This is a genomic window from Modestobacter versicolor (assembly GCF_014195485.1).
GTDB classification, from domain to species: Bacteria; Actinomycetota; Actinomycetes; order Mycobacteriales; family Geodermatophilaceae; genus Modestobacter; species Modestobacter versicolor.
On record NZ_JACIBU010000001.1, the window covers coordinates 2,342,897 to 2,359,244 of the forward strand.

At 74.4% G+C, this 16,348-nt stretch carries 15 protein-coding genes and 1 tRNA gene; 7 read left to right on the plus strand and 9 right to left on the minus strand.

All coding sequences use genetic code 11. The features are described 5' to 3' along the window. Positions 1-14 precede the first annotated feature (14 nt). Positions 15-1,415, plus strand: coding sequence for a cation:dicarboxylate symporter family transporter (locus tag FHX36_RS11480; RefSeq protein WP_183513748.1), 1,401 nt, complete (start codon positions 15-17; stop codon positions 1,413-1,415). A gap of 55 nt (positions 1,416-1,470) precedes the next feature. On the opposite strand, the gene ilvA is transcribed toward FHX36_RS11480, so the two are convergent. After that, entirely contained in the window at positions 1,471-2,697 is a 1,227-nt protein-coding gene (gene ilvA, locus FHX36_RS11485; protein WP_343056596.1) for a threonine ammonia-lyase, read from the minus strand. A gap of 78 nt (positions 2,698-2,775) precedes the next feature. On the opposite strand from ilvA, the gene FHX36_RS11490 reads away from it, so the two are divergent. From FHX36_RS11490 to FHX36_RS11500, 3 genes are all read left to right on the plus strand, one after another. Beyond that, a complete protein-coding gene (locus FHX36_RS11490; protein WP_181428956.1) occupies positions 2,776-4,242 on the plus strand; it encodes a sigma 54-interacting transcriptional regulator in 1,467 nt (488 codons plus the stop codon). Position 4,243: 1 nt separating this feature from the next. Continuing rightward, positions 4,244-6,238 (plus strand): VWA domain-containing protein, encoded by a 1,995-nt coding sequence (locus FHX36_RS23945; protein WP_183513749.1) that lies wholly within the window; start codon positions 4,244-4,246, stop codon positions 6,236-6,238. A gap of 101 nt (positions 6,239-6,339) precedes the next feature. Beyond that, positions 6,340-6,804, plus strand: a complete 465-nt coding sequence (locus tag FHX36_RS11500) for a GNAT family N-acetyltransferase (RefSeq protein WP_110554233.1) — start codon at positions 6,340-6,342, stop codon at positions 6,802-6,804. Between the two features lie 6 nt (positions 6,805-6,810). Here FHX36_RS11500 and FHX36_RS11505 read toward each other — a convergent pair whose 3' ends face one another. Further along, entirely contained in the window at positions 6,811-8,178 is a 1,368-nt protein-coding gene (locus tag FHX36_RS11505; RefSeq protein ID WP_110554234.1) for a DUF2252 domain-containing protein, read from the minus strand. An 87-nt stretch (positions 8,179-8,265) separates the two neighbouring features. Here FHX36_RS11505 and FHX36_RS11510 point away from each other — a divergent pair, with 87 nt between their 5' ends. Beyond that, a complete protein-coding gene (locus tag FHX36_RS11510) occupies positions 8,266-9,285 on the plus strand; it encodes a GDSL-type esterase/lipase family protein (protein WP_183513750.1) in 1,020 nt (339 codons plus the stop codon). Positions 9,286-9,392: 107 nt separating this feature from the next. Next, positions 9,393-10,613 carry an acetyl-CoA C-acetyltransferase gene (locus FHX36_RS11515; protein WP_110553804.1) on the plus strand — a complete coding sequence of 407 codons (1,221 nt, stop codon included), beginning with the start codon at positions 9,393-9,395 and terminating at the stop codon, positions 10,611-10,613. 177 nt (positions 10,614-10,790) lie between these two features. Here the strand turns inward: FHX36_RS11515 and FHX36_RS11520 are convergent, their stop codons facing one another. The 3 genes from FHX36_RS11520 to FHX36_RS11530 form a co-directional block, all read right to left on the minus strand. Further along, positions 10,791-11,606 (minus strand): Bax inhibitor-1/YccA family protein, encoded by an 816-nt coding sequence (locus FHX36_RS11520; RefSeq protein ID WP_110553802.1) that lies wholly within the window; start codon positions 11,604-11,606, stop codon positions 10,791-10,793. 120 nt (positions 11,607-11,726) lie between these two features. Continuing rightward, positions 11,727-11,800, minus strand: a tRNA-Leu gene (locus FHX36_RS11525). 1 nt (position 11,801) lies between these two features. Beyond that, positions 11,802-12,569 carry a uracil-DNA glycosylase gene (locus FHX36_RS11530; protein ID WP_181428903.1) on the minus strand — a complete coding sequence of 256 codons (768 nt, stop codon included), beginning with the start codon at positions 12,567-12,569 and terminating at the stop codon, positions 11,802-11,804. Positions 12,570-12,624: 55 nt separating this feature from the next. Between FHX36_RS11530 and FHX36_RS11535 the strand changes: the two genes are divergently transcribed. After that, positions 12,625-12,939, plus strand: coding sequence for a DUF4235 domain-containing protein (locus FHX36_RS11535; RefSeq protein WP_110553799.1), 315 nt, complete (start codon positions 12,625-12,627; stop codon positions 12,937-12,939). Positions 12,940-12,954: 15 nt separating this feature from the next. On the opposite strand, the gene FHX36_RS11540 is transcribed toward FHX36_RS11535, so the two are convergent. Genes FHX36_RS11540 through eno form a run of 4 tightly spaced genes read right to left on the minus strand, consistent with a single transcriptional unit; the run spans position 12,955 to position 16,309 of the window. Further along, entirely contained in the window at positions 12,955-13,905 is a 951-nt protein-coding gene (locus FHX36_RS11540; protein ID WP_110553797.1) for a Ppx/GppA phosphatase family protein, read from the minus strand. Then, positions 13,902-14,450: a DUF501 domain-containing protein gene (locus FHX36_RS11545; RefSeq protein ID WP_110553795.1), complete on the minus strand. Its 549-nt coding sequence runs from the start codon at positions 14,448-14,450 to the stop codon at positions 13,902-13,904. The genes FHX36_RS11540 and FHX36_RS11545 overlap by 4 nt, the downstream gene beginning before the upstream one ends. Before the next feature lie 22 nt (positions 14,451-14,472). After that, positions 14,473-15,021, minus strand: a complete 549-nt coding sequence (locus tag FHX36_RS11550; protein WP_221202864.1) for an FtsB family cell division protein — start codon at positions 15,019-15,021, stop codon at positions 14,473-14,475. Positions 15,022-15,028: 7 nt separating this feature from the next. Further along, positions 15,029-16,309, minus strand: coding sequence for a phosphopyruvate hydratase (eno, locus tag FHX36_RS11555; RefSeq protein ID WP_110554344.1), 1,281 nt, complete (start codon positions 16,307-16,309; stop codon positions 15,029-15,031). Between the last annotated feature and the right edge of the window lie 39 nt (positions 16,310-16,348).

Below are 16,348 nucleotides of genomic sequence, written 5' to 3' on the forward strand. Positions count from 1 at the left end.
CCACAGGAGCAGTCATGGCCGCCCCCACGGCACCCTCTGCGCGCCCGGCACCGTCCGGCCGGCGCGACCGCACCCACTGGCTCTACATCGCGGTGATCGTCGCCGTGGTCCTCGGCATCGCCGTCGGCCTGGCCTTCCCCGACTTCGCCGTCGAGCTCAAGTGGCTGGGCACGGCGTTCGTCGGGCTGATCCGCATGATCATCGCGCCGGTCATCTTCTGCACCATCGTGCTGGGCATCGGGGCGATCCGGCGGGCGGCGCAGGTCGGCCGGATCGGCGGGCTGGCGCTGGGCTACTTCATCGCGATGTCGACGGTCGCGCTGGCCATCGGCCTCGTCGTCGGCAACGTGCTGCACCCCGGCGAGGGCCTGGAGCTGACCGAGCAGGTCCGTGGCGCCGGTGAGGAGCTGCTGGCCGAGGCCGAGGAGACCGCACCCGAGGGCACCACCGGGTTCATCCTGTCGCTGATCCCGACCACCCTGCTGTCCTCGCTCACCTCGGGCTCGGTGCTGCAGGCCCTGCTGATCGCGCTGCTGGTCGGCTTCGCGCTGCAGGCCATGGGCAGCGCCGGTGCCCCGATCCTGACCGGCATCGGCCACCTGCAGCGGCTGGTCTTCCGCATCCTCGCGATGATCATGTGGGTCGCCCCCATCGGCGCGTTCGGGGCCATCGCCGCCGTCGTCGGGGCCACCGGGATCGACGCGCTGAAGAGCCTCGGCATCCTGATGCTCGGCTTCTACGCCACCTGCGCCGTCTTCGTGTTCGTCTTCCTCGGCGCGATCCTCCGGGCGGTCGTGGGGATCAACGTCTTCTCGTTCCTCAAGTACCTGGGCCGCGAGTACCTGCTGATCGTCTCCTCGTCCTCCTCGGAGACCGCGCTGCCCCGGCTCATCGCCAAGATGGAGCACATCGGGGTGAGCAAGCCCGTCGCCGGGATCGTGGTGCCGACCGGGTACTCGTTCAACCTCGACGGGACGGCGATCTACCTGACGATGGCCTCGCTGTTCATCGCCGAGGCGCTGGGCGACCCGCTGAGCATCGGCGAGCAGATCAGCCTGCTGGTCTTCATGATCATCGCCTCGAAGGGCGCGGCCGGCGTCTCCGGGGCGGGCCTGGCCACCCTCGCCGGTGGGCTCTCCTCGCACCGCCCCGAGCTGCTGGACGGCGTCGGCCTGATCGTCGGCATCGACCGGTTCATGTCCGAGGCCCGCGCGGTCACCAACTTCTCCGGCAACGCCATCGCCTGCATGCTGGTGGCCACCTGGACCAAGGAGCTGGACCGGGAGCAGATGAAGGCCGTGCTCGCCGGCGACCGCCCGTTCGACGAGACCACGATGCTCGACGACGGCCACGGGGCCGCGGCGCCGGAGGACGAGCGGGCCGCCGCTGCGCCGGAGGCAGCCGTCGCCCGCTGACCCCCTGGTCGGCCCCGGTGCCCGCGTCCCCTCCGGGGGCGCGGGCACCGCTGCGTCAGTCGACCCGTGGGGCGTAGCCGGCCGCGGCCAGGGCGCCGAGCACGTCGCGCTCGTGGTCGGGCCCGCGGGTCTCCAGGTGCACGCCCACCTCGACCTCACCGAGGTCCAGCCGGGCCGTCGTCCGCTCGTGCTCGACCGACAGCACGTTGGCCGAGAGGCCGGCCAGCTCGCGCAGCAGGGCGGCCAGCGAGCCCGGCCGGTCGGGCACCTGCACCCGCAGCGAGAGGTAGCGCCCGGCGGCGGCCATGCCGTGCTGGACGACCTTCATCATCAGCACCGGGTCGATGTTTCCGCCGGAGACGACCGCGACCACCGGCGCGCGGAAGGCCCCCGGGTCGGCCAGCAGCGCGGCGACCGCGGCGACGCCAGCCGGCTCGACCACCAGCTTGGCCCGCTCCAGGCAGAACAGCAGCGCCCGGGACAGGTCGCCCTCGGTGACCGTGCGGACCTCGTCGACCAGCCCGGCCACGTGCGCCAGGGTCAGGTCGCCGGGCGCGGCGACGGCGATGCCGTCGGCCATCGTCGCCATCGTCGCCAGCGGCACCGGCCGGCCCGCGGCGAGGGAGGCGGGGAAGGCGGCGGCGGTGGCGGCCTGGACCGCGACGACCCGGACGTCGGGACGGCGGGCCTTGACCGCCGCGGCGATGCCGGACACCAGCCCTCCCCCGCCGGTGCAGACGACGACGGTGGCCACGTCGGGGCACTGCTCGAGCAGCTCCAGCCCGACGGTGCCCTGCCCGGCGATGACGTCGGGGTGGTCGAAGGGGTGGATGAGGACCTTGCCTGTCGCCGCCGCGAACTCGATCGCGGACAGCAGCGCCTCGGTGAGCGTCGCCCCACCCAGCCGGGCGTCCGCGCCGTAGCCGCGGGTGGCGGCGACCTTGGGCAGCGGCGCGCTCTCCGGCATGAAGACGGTGGCCGCGGCGCCGAGCTCGCGGGCGGCGAGGGCGACGCCCTGCGCGTGGTTGCCGGCGCTGGCCGCCACGACTCCGCGGGCGCGCTCCTCGGGGGTCAGCCGGGCGATCCGGGTGTAGGCGCCGCGGATCTTGAACGACCCGGTGCGCTGCAGGTTCTCGCACTTGAGCCACACCGGTCCGCCGACCCGCTCACCCAGCGCGCGGGAGTGCTCCAGCGGGGTGCGGCGGACGACGCCGTCCAGCAGCGCGGCGGCCGCCTCGACGTCGGCACCGCTGACCAGGGGCACTGCACCGGGGTCGGACACGCGACGATCCTCGCAGCCCGCCACCGGGCGGGACGACGGAGCACCCGCCTGTCACATCCCCGTCGTACCGTGGTCGAGGTGACGGACGCCGCACCGCTGGGGACCTCGCAGTCCCCCACCCCTCCCGCTCCCACCACCCTGGGCGAGCTCCGCGCGAGCGGGGCCACCCCGAAGCCGGTCAAGGCCGAGATCCGCGACAACCTGCTCGCCCGGCTCGCCGCCGGTGAGCCCTCGCTGCCCGGAATCGTCGGGTTCGAGGACACCGTCGTCCCCGAGGTCGAGCGCGCGCTCATCGCCGGGCACGACCTGGTCCTGCTCGGCGAGCGCGGCCAGGGCAAGACCCGGCTCATCCGCACCCTGGTCGGCCTGCTCGACGAGTGGACGCCGGTGCTGGTCGGCAGCGAGCTCAACGAGCACCCGCTGCAGCCGATCAGCGTCTGGGGGCGCCGGCAGGTCGCCGAGCACGGCGACGCCACCCCGGTCGGCTGGCTGCACCGCAGCGAGCGCTTCGGCGAGAAGCTGGCCACCCCCGACACCAGCGTCGGCGACCTGATCGGCGACGTCGACCCGATCAAGGTGGCCGAGGGCCGCACCCTCGGCGACCCGGAGACCGTGCACTATGGCCTGGTCCCGCGCACCAACCGCGGCATCTTCAGCGTCAACGAGCTGCCCGACCTCGCCGAGCGGATCCAGGTGGCGCTGCTCAACGTGCTGGAGGAGCGCGACATCCAGATCCGCGGCTACCGGGTGCGGCTGCCGCTGGACCTGCTGCTGGTCGCCAGCGCCAACCCCGAGGACTACACCAACCGTGGCCGGATCATCACCCCGCTCAAGGACCGGTTCGGCGCCGAGGTGCGCACCCACTACCCGATCGAGCTCGCCGACGAGGTGCGCCTGCTCGAGCAGGAGGCGCAGACCGGCTGGCTGAGCGGCACCGGGGCCGAGGCGCCGCTGGTGCCCGCGCACCTGGTCGAGATCGTCGCCCGGTTCACCCGGCTGGTCCGCGAGTCCAGCCACGTCGACCAGCGCTCCGGGGTCAGCGCCCGGTTCGCGATCGCCGGGCTGGAGACGGTCGCCGCCTCCGCCGTCCGCCGGGCCGCGGTGGCCGGCGAGTCGCGGCCGGTGGCCCGGGTCGTCGACCTGCCGAGCGTCGTCCCGGCCAGCCGCGGCAAGGTCGAGTTCGCCGACGCCGGCACCGACAACGACGACGACCGCGACCTGGAGGTGCTCGAGCACCTGCTGCGGCAGGCGACGGCGCAGACGTTCCGGGCCCGCTGCGGCGGCCTGGACCTCACCGGGCTGCAGGAGCACTTCACCGGTGGCGACACGGTCGAGTCCGGTGACCTGGTGCCGGCAGCGGCGCTGCTGGGCCAGCTCGGCACGATCCCGCACCTGGCCCAGCTGCTCGGCCGGCTCGGCGTGCCCGAGGGCGAGCAGTCCGCCGAGCAGGCGGCCGCGGCGGTGGAGTTCGCGCTGGAGGGGCTGTACCTCACCCGGCGGCTGGCCAAGGACACCGACGGCGGCCGCACGATCTACGGGGCCTGACGTGGCCGGACGCCGCCCGAAGGGCTACCGGTACGGGCAGTGGCGCGGCGGGCCGGACCCGCTCGCCCCGCCCTACGACGTCGCGGCCGCCGTCGACGAGATCGGCGACCAGGTGCTGGCCGGCAGCGGCGTGCGCGAGGCGATGCGCGACCTGCTGCGCCGCGGCATCGACGGCCGGCGCGGGCTGGACGCGCTGCGCCGGTCGGTCCGCGACCGGCTGCGCGAGGCCCGCCAGGCGGGCCGGATGGACGGCACCCTGGAGCAGGTCCGCGAGCTGCTCGACCAGGCCGTGGAGGCCGAGCGGAGCGCGCTCTTCCCCGACCCGGACGACGCCGCCCGGCTGGCCGAGGCCGAGCTGGACTCCCTGCCGCAGGACACCGCCGGTGCCGTGCGCGCGCTCAAGGACCACCAGTGGCGCTCGCCGGAGGCCGCCCAGGCCTACCAGCAGATCCAGGACCTGCTGCGCCAGGAGGTGCTCGACAGCTCCTTCCAGGGGATGAAGCAGGCGCTGCAGCAGATGCAGGACGGCGACGGCGCCGCGATGCAGGCCGTCAAGGACATGGTCGCCGACCTCTCCGCGCTGGTCGACGCGCACAACCGCGGCGAGGACACCGACCAGCAGTTCGCCGAGTTCATGGCGAAGCACGGGCAGTTCTTCCCCGACGACCCGCAGTCGGTCGAGGAGCTGATCGACTCGCTGGCCCGCCGGGCGGCGGCCCAGGAGCGGATGCTGGCCGGCCTGTCCGCCGAGCAGCGCGCCGAGCTGCAGGACCTCATGGGCCAGGCGATGGGCGACCTGGGGCTGCAGAGCGAGATGGCCCACCTGTCCGACGCGCTGCGCCAGGCCCGCCCCGACCTGCCCTGGGGCCAGCGCGGCCCGGTGCCTGACGGCGAGCAGGGCCTGGGCATGGGCGACGCCACGACCGCGGTCGCCGAGCTGGCCGACCTGGAGTCGCTGTCCCAGCAGCTGTCCCAGGGCTACGCCGGGGCGTCGCTGGCCGACGTCGACGAAGAGCTGCTGGAGCAGGCGCTGGGCCGCTCCGCCGTCGACGACCTGGCCGCGCTGCGCCGGCTGGAGCGCGAGCTGGAGCGGCAGGGCTACCTGCAGCGCTCCGACGGGGCGCTGCAGCTCTCGCCCAAGGCGGTGCGGCGGCTGGGCGCCACCGCTCTGCGCCGGGTGTTCGCGAAGCTCGACGCCGCCGGCCGGGGCGAGCACGACGTCGCCGACGCCGGGGCGGCCGGTGAGCTGACCGGGGCCTCGCGGGAGTGGCGGTTCGGCGACGAGCAGCCGCTGGACGTCGTCCGGACGGTGCGCAACGCGGTGCTGCGCAACGCCGGCTCGCCGCGCGGCGACGGGCAGCGGCGGGTGCAGATCGCCGTCGAGGACTTCGAGGTGGTGGAGACCGAGCGGCGCACCGGCGCGGCCGTGGCGCTGCTGGTCGACCTCTCCTACTCGATGGCGCTGCGCGGCACCTGGGGCGCGGCGAAGTCGACCGCGATGGCGCTGCACTCGCTGGTGACCACCCGGTTCCCGCAGGACGCCATCGAGATCATCGGCTTCTCCTCCACCGCGCAGGTGCTGCGGCCGGAGACGCTCGCCGAGCTCAGCGTCGACACCCTGCAGGGCACGAACCTGCAGCACGGCCTGATGCTGGCCCGCCGCTTCCTGGGCCGGCACCGCGACGCCGAGCCCGTGGTCCTGGTGGTCACCGACGGCGAGCCGACGGCGCACCTCGAGGACGACGGGACGCCGTACTTCTGCTGGCCGCCGATGCCGGAGACGATCGCCCGCACGGTCGCCGAGGTGGAGCGGGTGGCCCGCTCGGGCGCGACCCTCAACGTGTTCGCGCTGGACCCGGAACCGGCGCTGGTGGAGTTCGTGCACGACATCACCGCGCGGGCCGGCGGCCGGGTGTTCCAGCCCGACAGCGACCGGCTGGGCGAGTACGTCGTCGCCGACTACCTGCGCGCCCGGAGGGGGCGGCGATCTCGGTGAGCTGAAGGACCCCGCTGCCCCCCACGCCTCGCAAGCTCGACGCGGGCCCCTGCAGCGGGGCCGTTCCGGCAACGCGCACAGCGGCGCGGGACAATGGACCGGTGAGCAGCGAGGCGCCTACCGGGACGATCACCATCGAGCAGGTCGACGCCGCGGCGACCTACCCGCTCCGCGCCCAGGAGCTGCGCCAGGGCCGCCCGGTGGAGATCGACGAGGACGACGCCCCCTACACCCTGCACCTGGCCGCCCGGCTGGACGGCGACGAGATCGTCGGCGTCGTCCGCTTCCACCCCCGGGACTGCCCGTGGCGGCCCGGCGAGGGCTCCTGGCAGCTGCGCGGCATGGCCACCGACCCGCGGGTGCGCGGGCTCGGCGCCGGCCGCGCGCTGGTCGCCGAGGGGCTCACCCGGGTCGCGGCGCGGGGCGGCGACCTGGTCTGGTGCGACGCCCGGAAGGCCGCCGTCGGGTTCTACGAGCGGATCGGCTTCACCGTGGTCACCGACGAGTACGACCTGCGCCCGGTCGGGCCGCACCGCGGGATGGTCATCGAGCTGCCGATCCGCTGACCCGGCTCAGCGGATCGGGTGCGCCCCGCTGGAGCTGATCCCGGGGATCTGGCCGGCCCGGAACGCGTCGACGAAGAGCCGGTGGTCCTCGCGGGTGCGCTGGGCGTAGCCGTGGGCGAAGTCGACGAGGTCGGCGATGAACTCGTCGCGGCGCCCGCCGATCATCGTGCTGATCGCCTCCTCGGTCTGGAACGGCACCAGGGTGTGGTCGCTGTCGGCGTCGCCCACGCAGTGCAGCTTCGCCGTCGCCCGCCCGAGCTGGGCCAGGACGGGTGAGATCTCGTCGGGCTCGGTCAGGTCGTCCCAGTCCAGGTCCACCTCGTAGGGCGACAGCTCGGCGACCACGAAGCCCACGCCGTCGATCTCGGTGTGCCCGAGGAACTGGGAGGCGTTGGCCTGCAGCGCCCGCTGGCTGACGGCGGTGCGGTGGCCCTCGTGCTCGAAGTAGGCGCGGATCTCGGGGTCGCGCACGATGCGGCTCGGCGCGGCCACGTTGCCCTGCTTGACCGACAGCACGACGTCGTTCTCCAGCGCCTGGTCGTACCCCTCGAGCAGCACGTTGTAGGCGGGCAGCCCGGCGCTGCCGATGCCGAAGCCCCCGGTGCCCACCACGTCCTTGACGTCGTAGGCGACGTCCCGGCGCCGTCGGGGCGGGTGCACGGTCTCCCGGTAGCGGTCGATCGCGGCGAGCACGACCGCGCGCTCGTCGTCGTCCAGCCGCCGGTTGCGCGGGCGGTCGGCGAACCGGCGCTCGTAGTTCTCCACCACGGTCAGCCGGCCCAGCAGGTCCAGCCGGGTGCGGGCGGTGGTGGCCAGGACGACGTCGTGCACCGCGCCCTCGGTGTTCTCCCGGAGGAGGGCGAACGACCGGTCGTCGTCGGAGCGGGTGAACGCCTCGACCTGGTCGAGGTAGGAGCCCAGGAAGGTGCCGAGCATGTCGCCGATGACGTCGTCGCCGAGGGCCTTGCGCCAGGCCAGCAGCGCGAAGCTGGCCGCGAACCGGCGCAGGTCCCAGCTCACGTGGCCCAGGTAGGCCTCGTCGAAGTCGTTGACGTCGAACACGATGCGGCCGGCGCCGTCCATGTAGGTGCCGAAGTTCTCGGCGTGCAGGTCACCCTGGATCCACACCCGCGACGTCCGCTCGTCACACCAGCGGTCCTCCAGCGTCGCCATGTCGGCGTAGAACAGGCAGGCCGAGCCGCGGTAGAACGCGAACGGGTCGGCGGCCATCTTGCGGAACTTGGTGCGGAACGCGTCGGCATCTGCCTGCATCAGCACCGAGAAGGCGTCGACGAGCACGTCGACGATCTGCTGCTGGCGCTGCGTGTCGTCGGGGTTCTCGCCAGCAGGGGTGAGGTCAGCTCGGTCGGCCACGGCCCCACGGTAGGGGGTGGATAGCCTGATGATCAGCTCCCAGCCGCAGGACGCGGTCCCGGGGGCCGGAGGAGAGGACGGGGCCGGGTGACGCGAGCGAGCAGAGCGCGGCGGCTGGCGACCGGCGCCGTGTACGGCGGCGGCGGCGTGGGGCTGGCGGGGGCCGCACTGGTGACCCTCCTGCGCGAGGAGGCCCGGGCCGCACGGCGCCGGGTGACCGCCAACCGGGCCCAGGCCGACCCGCCCACCGGCAACGGCGTCTACGGGCGTGGCCGGGGCAAGCCGATCGTCTTCGCGGTGCTGGGCGACTCCAGCGCCGTCGGGCTGGGCGTCGACGCCGCCGGCGAGACCCCCGGCGTGCTCATCGCCGCGGCGCTGGCCGAGCTGGCCGAGCGGCCGATCCGGCTGGTCAAGTTCGCGAAGTCGGGCGCCGTCTCCCGCGACCTCGCCGCCCAGGTCGAGCAGGCGCTGCCCGAGCGCCCCGACGTCGTCCTGATCATGATCGGCGCCAACGACGTCACCAGCCGGGCCCGGCCCGCGGAGTCGGTCCGGGCGCTCGCCGAGGCGGTCCGCACGCTGATCGACGCCGGCTGCCAGGTCGTCGTCGGCACCTGCCCCGACCTCGGCACGATCCGCCCGATCGCCCAGCCGCTGCGGGTGCTGGCCCGGCGGTGGAGCCGCCAGCTCGCCGCCGCGCAGACCATCGCCGTCGTCGCCGAGGGCGGGCGCACCGTCTCGCTGGGATCGGTGCTCGGCCCCTCCTTCGCCACCGACCGCACGCTGTTCAGCAACGACGAGTTCCACCCATCGGCGGCCGGCTACGCAGCCGCCGCCGCGTCGCTGCTGCCCTCGATCGCCGACGCGCTCGGCGTCTGGCCGGCCGCGGCCGACCGGGGCCTGCGGCTGCGGCGGGACACCGTCCGCCCGGTCGCGCGCGCCGCGGCCAAGGCGGCCGGGCGCACCGGGACCGAGGTGCAGCCCACCGAGGTCCGCGGCGCGGAGAGCGGGCCGCGCGGCCCGTGGGCCCGGCTGCGCCGGCGTCGCCCGGTCGAGATCCCCACGGCCGAGCAGGCCGACGAGGCTGCGCGCACCGCCGTCCCCTCCTGAGCGGGTGCGCCGCGCCCGCTGGGCCGCGGCGTACCCGGGGGTAGCTTGAGGACGACCCGACGTCCGTCGCCGCCCGCGGGGTGGCGCGCCTCATCGTGGAGGACCCCATGCCCGAAGCCGTCATCGTCGCCGCCGCCCGCTCACCCATCGGCCGCGCGTTCAAGGGGTCGCTGAAGGACCTGCGCCCCGACGACCTGGCCGCCACCATCACCCGCGCCGCGCTGGACCAGGTGCCGCAGCTGGACCCGACCGACATCGACGACCTGATGCTCGGCTGCGGTCTCCCCGGTGGCGAGCAGGGCTACAACATGGGCCGGATCGTCGCCGTCCTGATGGGCATGGACCACCTGCCCGGGACGACGGTCACCCGCTACTGCTCCTCGTCGCTGCAGACCACCCGGATGGCGCTGCACGCGATCAAGGCCGGTGAGGGCGACGTCTTCATCTCCGCCGGTGTCGAGATGGTGTCCCGCTTCGTCAAGGGCAACTCCGACGCCATCCCGGACACCCAGAACCCGCGCTTCGAGGCCGCCGCCGCCAAGGTGGCCAAGGCCGCCGAGAGCGGCGCCGACTCCTGGCGCGACCCGCGCGAGGACGGCGAGCTGCCCGACGCCTACATCTCGATGGGCCAGACCGCGGAGAACCTGGCGCTGGTCAAGGACGTCTCCCGGCAGGAGATGGACGAGTTCGCCGTCCGCAGCCAGAACCTGGCCGAGCAGGCCATCGCCGACGGCTTCTGGGAGCGCGAGATCACCCCGGTGACGCTCCCCGACGGCACCGTGGTCAGCACCGACGACGGCCCGCGGGCCGGCACCACGCTCGAGGGCATCGCCGGCCTCAAGCCGGTGTTCCGCCCCGACGGCCGGGTCACCGCCGGCAACGCCTGCCCGCTCAACGACGGCGCGGCCGCCCTGGTGATCATGAGCGACCGCAAGGCGCAGGACCTGGGCATCACCCCGCTGGCCCGGATCGTCTCCACCGGCGTCACCGGGCTCTCGCCGGAGATCATGGGCTACGGCCCGGTCGATGCGACGAAGCAGGCGCTGGCCCGCGCGGGCATGTCGATCTCCGACATCGACCTGGTCGAGATCAACGAGGCCTTCGCCGCGCAGGTCATCCCGAGCTACCGGGACCTGGGCATCGACATCGACAAGCTCAACGTGCACGGCGGGGCGATCGCTGTCGGCCACCCGTTCGGGATGACCGGCGCCCGGATCACCGGCACCCTGCTCAACGGCCTGCGCGCCCGCGACGGCCAGTTCGGCCTGGAGACGATGTGCGTCGGCGGCGGGCAGGGCATGGCGATGGTGCTCGAGCGCCTCTCCTGAGCCCCCGGCCCGGCCCGTTGATCATGGGCGTCTGACCGCCGGACACGCCGCCCACCGGCATGTCAGCGGCATGACGCCCATGATCAACGAGCGAGGTGTGAGTGCACCCCCGGACACGACCGTGGCCCGGCCCCCTCGCGGGGACCGGGCCACGGTCGTGTGGTGCAGGTGCTCAGATCACTCGCGGAAGTAGCTCAGCAGCCGCAGGATCTCGATGTACAGCCAGATGACCGTGACGAGCAGGCCGAAGGCGATGTACCAGGCGAACTTCGGCGCGACGCCGCGGCGGATGGCCTCGTCGGCAGCGTCGAAGTCCAGCAGCAGCATGAACGCCGCGATGCCGATCATCAGCAGGCTGAAGCCGATGGCGACCGGGCCGCCCTCGCGCAGACCCAGCGCGTCACCGTCGCTGAACAGGCCGACCAGGAAGTTGACCAGCAGCAGCACCAGCGCGCCGACGGCGGCACCGACGACCCAGCGGGTGAGCTTCGGGGTGACCCGGATGGCACCGGTCTTGTAGACGACCAGCATGCCGGCGAAGACGCCGAACGTGCCGATGAGCGCCTGCATGACGATGCCGGGGTAGATGTCGTTGAAGGCCTCGCTGATCGCGCCGAGCGCGACACCGTAGAGGATCCCGTAGGCCAGCGTCGCCGCCGGGTTGGCGATCTGCTTGAACGAGATCACCAGGCCGAGCACGAACGCGACGAGGACGGCCGGGATCGCCAGACCCCACGCCAGCGACTGGGGCAGCACGGCCCAGGTGACGGCGGCGGAGAGCACCGTCACCAGGAAGCTGATGCCGGTCTTGGCGACGACGTCGTCCATCGTCATGTAGGCGCGGCCGGTGGCCGCGTAGGGCGACGGAGCCGAGTACGGGTCGTACTGGGTGGGCGCGCCACCGTACGTCTGCTGCGGGCCTGCGCCCCAGCCGCCGGACTGGCTGCCGGCCGCGGGGAAGCCCCGACTGAAGGCCGGGTTGCTGCTGGGCATCGTCATCTCCTCGAGGTGACTGGTCGGTCGGTGGGGCACAGCTTGGTCCACCCCACGCTGTCTGGTCCAACGCCAGGTCGGCCCGGCGAGTTCCCACGTGGCCGGCACCACCCGGACGGGTGCCCCCGGTGGGGGTCGAACCCACACTGTGACCCTTTTAAGGGGCCTGCCTCTGCCGGTTGGGCTACGGGGGCCTCAGCGGTCAGAGCTTGCCAGCTCCGTGGCGCGGCCGAGCACGGCGTCCAGCATCGGCTCGGTGAGCCGTCCGGTGAAGGTGTTCTGCTGGCTCACGTGGTAGCTGCCCAGCAGGGTGAGGGTCCCGTGCGGGCCGGTCAGGGTCACCTCCGCCCCGTGCCCGAACGCCGGCCGCGGCCGGGGCAGCGCGTACCCGGCCGCGCTGAGCACCGGCCACAGCGCCGTCCAGCCGAAGCCACCGAGGACGACGACCACCCGCAGCCGCGGCAGCAGCGCCAGCTCCCGGGCCAGCCACGGGGAGCAGGTGTCCCGCTCCTCCGGGGTCGGCGCGTTGGCCGGCGGGGCGCAGCGCACCGCGGCGCAGACCCGGACGTCGGTCAGCTCCAGGCCGTCGTCCTTGTGCACCGACGTCGGCTGGTTGGCCAGACCCGCCCGCCAGAGCGCGGCGAAGATCCAGTCGCCGCTGCGGTCGCCGGTGAACACCCGGCCGGTCCGGTTCCCGCCGTGCGCCGCCGGGGCCAGCCCGACGACGGCGATCCGCGCGTCGGCCGGGCCGAGCCCGGGCACCGGGCGGCCCCAGTAGTCCTCCTCGCGGAACGAGGCGCGCTTGACCTGGGCGACCTCCTCGCGCCAGGCGACCAGCCGCGGGCAGGCCCGGCAGCCGGAGATCCGCTCGTCGAGCACGGTGAGCGCGCGGGTGCCGGCGGCCGCGCGCAGCACGCCGGCCGCGCTGCGGGTGACGGGGAAGCCGTCGGCGTCGCGTGCCACGCCCCCAATAGACCAGATGGTTCCCGGCGCCCCTCCGGCGGGCATGATCACCGCCGTGGCGACGAAGACGAAGGCCCCGAAGGTGAAGACCCCGCTGCTGTACAAGCTGCTGGGCCCGGCGATGGCGATCCCGGCCGGCATCGTGGTCAAGAAGGCAGCCGACACCGCGTGGCTCAAGGTGCGCGGCTACCCGCCGCCGAAGAACCCGGCCGCCCCCGGCGTCACCTGGCCCGACGCGCTGGCCTGGGCCGCGGTGTCCGGCGTGCTGTACGCCTCGGGCCGGCTGGTCGCCGCCCGCGGCGCAGCAGCGGCCTACCAGAAGCTGACCGGGCACCTGCCGCCCGGCGTGAACACCGACAGCGCGGCCTAGCCGCCGCAGGCGGCGTCAGGGCCGGGCGAGGCGGAGCGCGATGCCGTCGAGGATGTCGTGCTCGCTGACCACGACCTCCTCCAGGTCGAAGGCGTCCATGACCACCCGAAGCACCAGGGCGCCGGCGCCGATGACGTCGACCCGCCCCGGGTGCATGACGGGGTGGGCGGCGCGCTTGGCCCGGCTGGCCGTGAGCAGCCCGGCGCTGACCGAGCGGACGGCGGACACCGGGATGCGGGAGCCGTGGATGGCGACCGGGTCGTAGGCCGGGAGCCCCAGGGCCAGCGCGGCCACGGTGGTCACCGAGCCGGCCAGCCCGACCAGCGTGGCCGCCTGGTGCACGGGGACGTCGGCCACCACCTGCTCCAGCGCCGCGCGGATGTCGGCCTCGGCGGCCTGCACCTCGTCGGGCGGGGGCGGGTCGCTGCGCAGGTGCCGCTCGGTGAGCCGCACGCAACCGACGTCGACCGACCGCGCGGCGCGCACCCCGCCTGCGTCACCGAGCACGAACTCGGTCGACCCACCGCCGATGTCGACGACCAGGAACGGCGGGCGGGGCGGCTCGGCGCCGTGCACCCGGGCCGCGGCGGCCAGCGAGGCGGTCGCCCCCAGGTAGGAGAGCTCGGCCTCCTCCACCCCCGGGACGACGTCGGGCAGCTGGCCCAGCGTCGCGGTCACCATCGCCTCGAAGTCCGCCCGGTTGGCGGCGTCCCGGCTGGCGCTGGTGGCGACCATCCGGACCCGCTCCGCGCCGAGCTCGCGCGCCTGGGCGGCGTACTCGGCGAGCACCACCCGGGTGCGCTCGATCGCCTCGGGCGCGAGCCGCCCGGTCGCGTCGACCCCCTGGCCGAGCCGGACGACCTCCATCCGGCGCAGCAGGTCGGTGTGCGCACCCTCCGGCGGCACGTCGGCGACCAGCAGCCGGATCGAGTTGGTGCCGCAGTCGATGGCAGCAACTCGCGTCATCTCACGTCCTCGGGGTCCTGGGCGGACGGCTGGGCGCAGGGGCCGGCGGCCCACCACTCCCCCATCTCGGCGACCGCCCGGTCGCCGATGGGGTTCACGCCCGGGCCGGCGGCCAGCGCGTGGCCGGCGAGCGCGTGCAGGCACTTGACCCGGTCGGGCATGCCGCCGGCGCTGGCCCGGGTGGGCAGCACGTCGCGCGCGTCCCGGGTGGCCAGGAACGACTCGTGCGCCGCGCGGTAGGCGGCGGCGAGCTCCGGGTCGGTGCCGAGCTCCTCCTGCCACTCCCGCATCCGCCCGGCCGACTCCAGCCGGCTGGCGGCGGCGGTGGCCCGCGGGCAGGTCAGGTAGTACAGCGTGGGGAACGGGGTGCCGTCCTCGAGCCGGGGCGAGGTCTCGACGACGTCGGGCTGACCGCACGGGCAGCGGTGCGCGACGCCGACCAGGGCACGCGGCGGGCGCCCGAGCTGGCGGCCGATGACGGCGCGCTCGGCCTCGGTGACCGGCGGCGAGGGCGGGGCGACGGCCGCGGGGTCGGGACTGGGCACCCGATGAGTGTCCGTCAGCCGGCTAGCCGGCCGGCGCAGGGGGGTCGCCGTCGGCCGCGGCGACGGAACCGAGCAGCGCCTCGTACCAGGGCACGTCGGTCTGCTCGTCGGCGCTCTCGGCCGGTGCGTCGGCGGTGTCCCCCGGGCCCCCTGCGTCACCGACGATGATCAGCCGGTCGCCGGGCAGCACCATCGTCAGCCGTTCCCGGGCCTCCTGGGAGATGTAGGCCGGGTCGGACTGCCGGTCCAGCTGGGACTGCAGCTCGGCCGCCCGCTGGGTCAGCGCGTCGCGCTCGGCGGCCAGCTCGGCCAGCTCCTGCCGGCCGGCCACGTACTGGCGCAGCGGCCCGGCCAGGGTCAGCGCGAGCAGCAGCACGAGGGCGCCGAGCATCACCGCCCGGCCGGTGAACCGCGGTCCGCGCCGCGGGGTGGTGCTGCGCGCCGGACGGCGGGTGGTGCGCCGCCCGGGCCGGCTGTCGGCCTGGGCGCGCGCACCGGCCCGCACCGGCCGCGACGGGGTCCGGCGGCGGCTGCCACCGGACCTGCCGCGGCGCGGGCGGGCCTGGCTCATGCTCCGGTCAGCCGCGGGCGAGGCGCGGGAACGCGGCGGCGCCGGCGTAGCGGGCGGCGTCGTCGAGCTCCTCCTCGATCCGCAGCAGCTGGTTGTACTTGGCCACGCGCTCGCTGCGGGCCGGGGCACCGGTCTTGATCTGCCCGCAGTCCAGCGCGACCGCGAGGTCGGCGATCGTGGTGTCCTCGGTCTCGCCCGAGCGGTGGCTCATCATCGAGCGGTAGCCGCCCCGGTGGGCCATGGTCACCGCGTCGAGGGTCTCGGTGAGCGTGCCGATCTGGTTGACCTTCACCAGCAGCGCGTTGGCCGCACCGCGGGCGATGCCGTCGGCCAGCCGGGCCGGGTTGGTGACGAACAGGTCGTCGCCGACGATCTGCACCCGGTCGCCGAGGGCCTCGGTGAGCGCCACCCAGCCGTCCCAGTCCTCCTCGGACAGCGGGTCCTCGATCGAGACGATCGGGTAGGCGTCGACCAGGCCGGCGTAGTACTCGGTGAGGTCGCCGGAGCTCAGCGTCTTGCCCTCGAAGGCGTAGCCGGCCTCGCTGTGGAACTCGGTGGCGGCGACGTCCAGGGCGAAGGCGATGTCGGTGCCGACGCCGTAGCCGGCCTTCTCCACCGCCTCGACGATGAGGTCCAGGGCGTCCCGGTTGCTCGGCAGCGAGGGGGCGAACCCGCCCTCGTCGCCCAGGCCGGTCGACAGCCCGCGCTTCTTCAGCACCGACTTCAGCGCGTGGTAGGTCTCGGTGCCCACCGCGAGCGCCTCGGCGAAGGTCGCCGCGCCGATCGGGGCGATCATGAACTCCTGCACGTCGACGTTGCTGTCGGCGTGGGCGCCACCGTTGAGGATGTTCATCATCGGCACCGGCAGCAGGTGCGCCGCGGGGCCACCGACGTAGCGGAACAGCGGCAGGCCCGCGGACTCCGCGGCGGCCTTCGCGACGGCGAGGCTGACGCCGAGGATCGCGTTGGCGCCGAGCCGGGACTTGTCCGGGGTGCCGTCGAGGTCGATCAACCGCTGGTCGACCAGGCGCTGCTCGGAGGCCTCGAAGCCGACGAGCTCGGGGCCGATGACGTCCAGGACGCCGTCGACGGCCTGGGTCACGCCCTTGCCGTTGTAGCGGTCACCGCCGTCCCGGAGCTCCACCGCCTCGAAGGCGCCGGTCGAGGCGCCGCTGGGCACGGCGGCCCGGGTGATCGTCCCGTCGTCGAGTGCGACCTCGACCTCGACGGTGGGGTTTCCGCGCGAGTCGAGGATCTCCCGCGCGCCTACTGCATCGATGCTGGCCACGGGCTGCAGCCTAGCCAGCCCGGTGGGGTGCGCGGGACA

Excerpts from the sequence above, each read along its gene's own strand:
- FHX36_RS11480 (WP_183513748.1), top strand. The coding sequence starts at position 15 with ATGGCCGCCCCCACGGCACCCTCTGCGCGCCCGGCACCGTCCGGCCGG.
- FHX36_RS11515 (WP_110553804.1), top strand. The coding sequence starts at position 9,393 with ATGCCCGAAGCCGTCATCGTCGCCGCCGCCCGCTCACCCATCGGCCGC.
- FHX36_RS11520 (WP_110553802.1), bottom strand. The coding sequence starts at position 11,606 with ATGCCCAGCAGCAACCCGGCCTTCAGTCGGGGCTTCCCCGCGGCCGGC.
- FHX36_RS11540 (WP_110553797.1), bottom strand. The coding sequence starts at position 13,905 with ATGACGCGAGTTGCTGCCATCGACTGCGGCACCAACTCGATCCGGCTG.
- FHX36_RS11550 (WP_221202864.1), bottom strand. The coding sequence starts at position 15,021 with ATGAGCCAGGCCCGCCCGCGCCGCGGCAGGTCCGGTGGCAGCCGCCGC.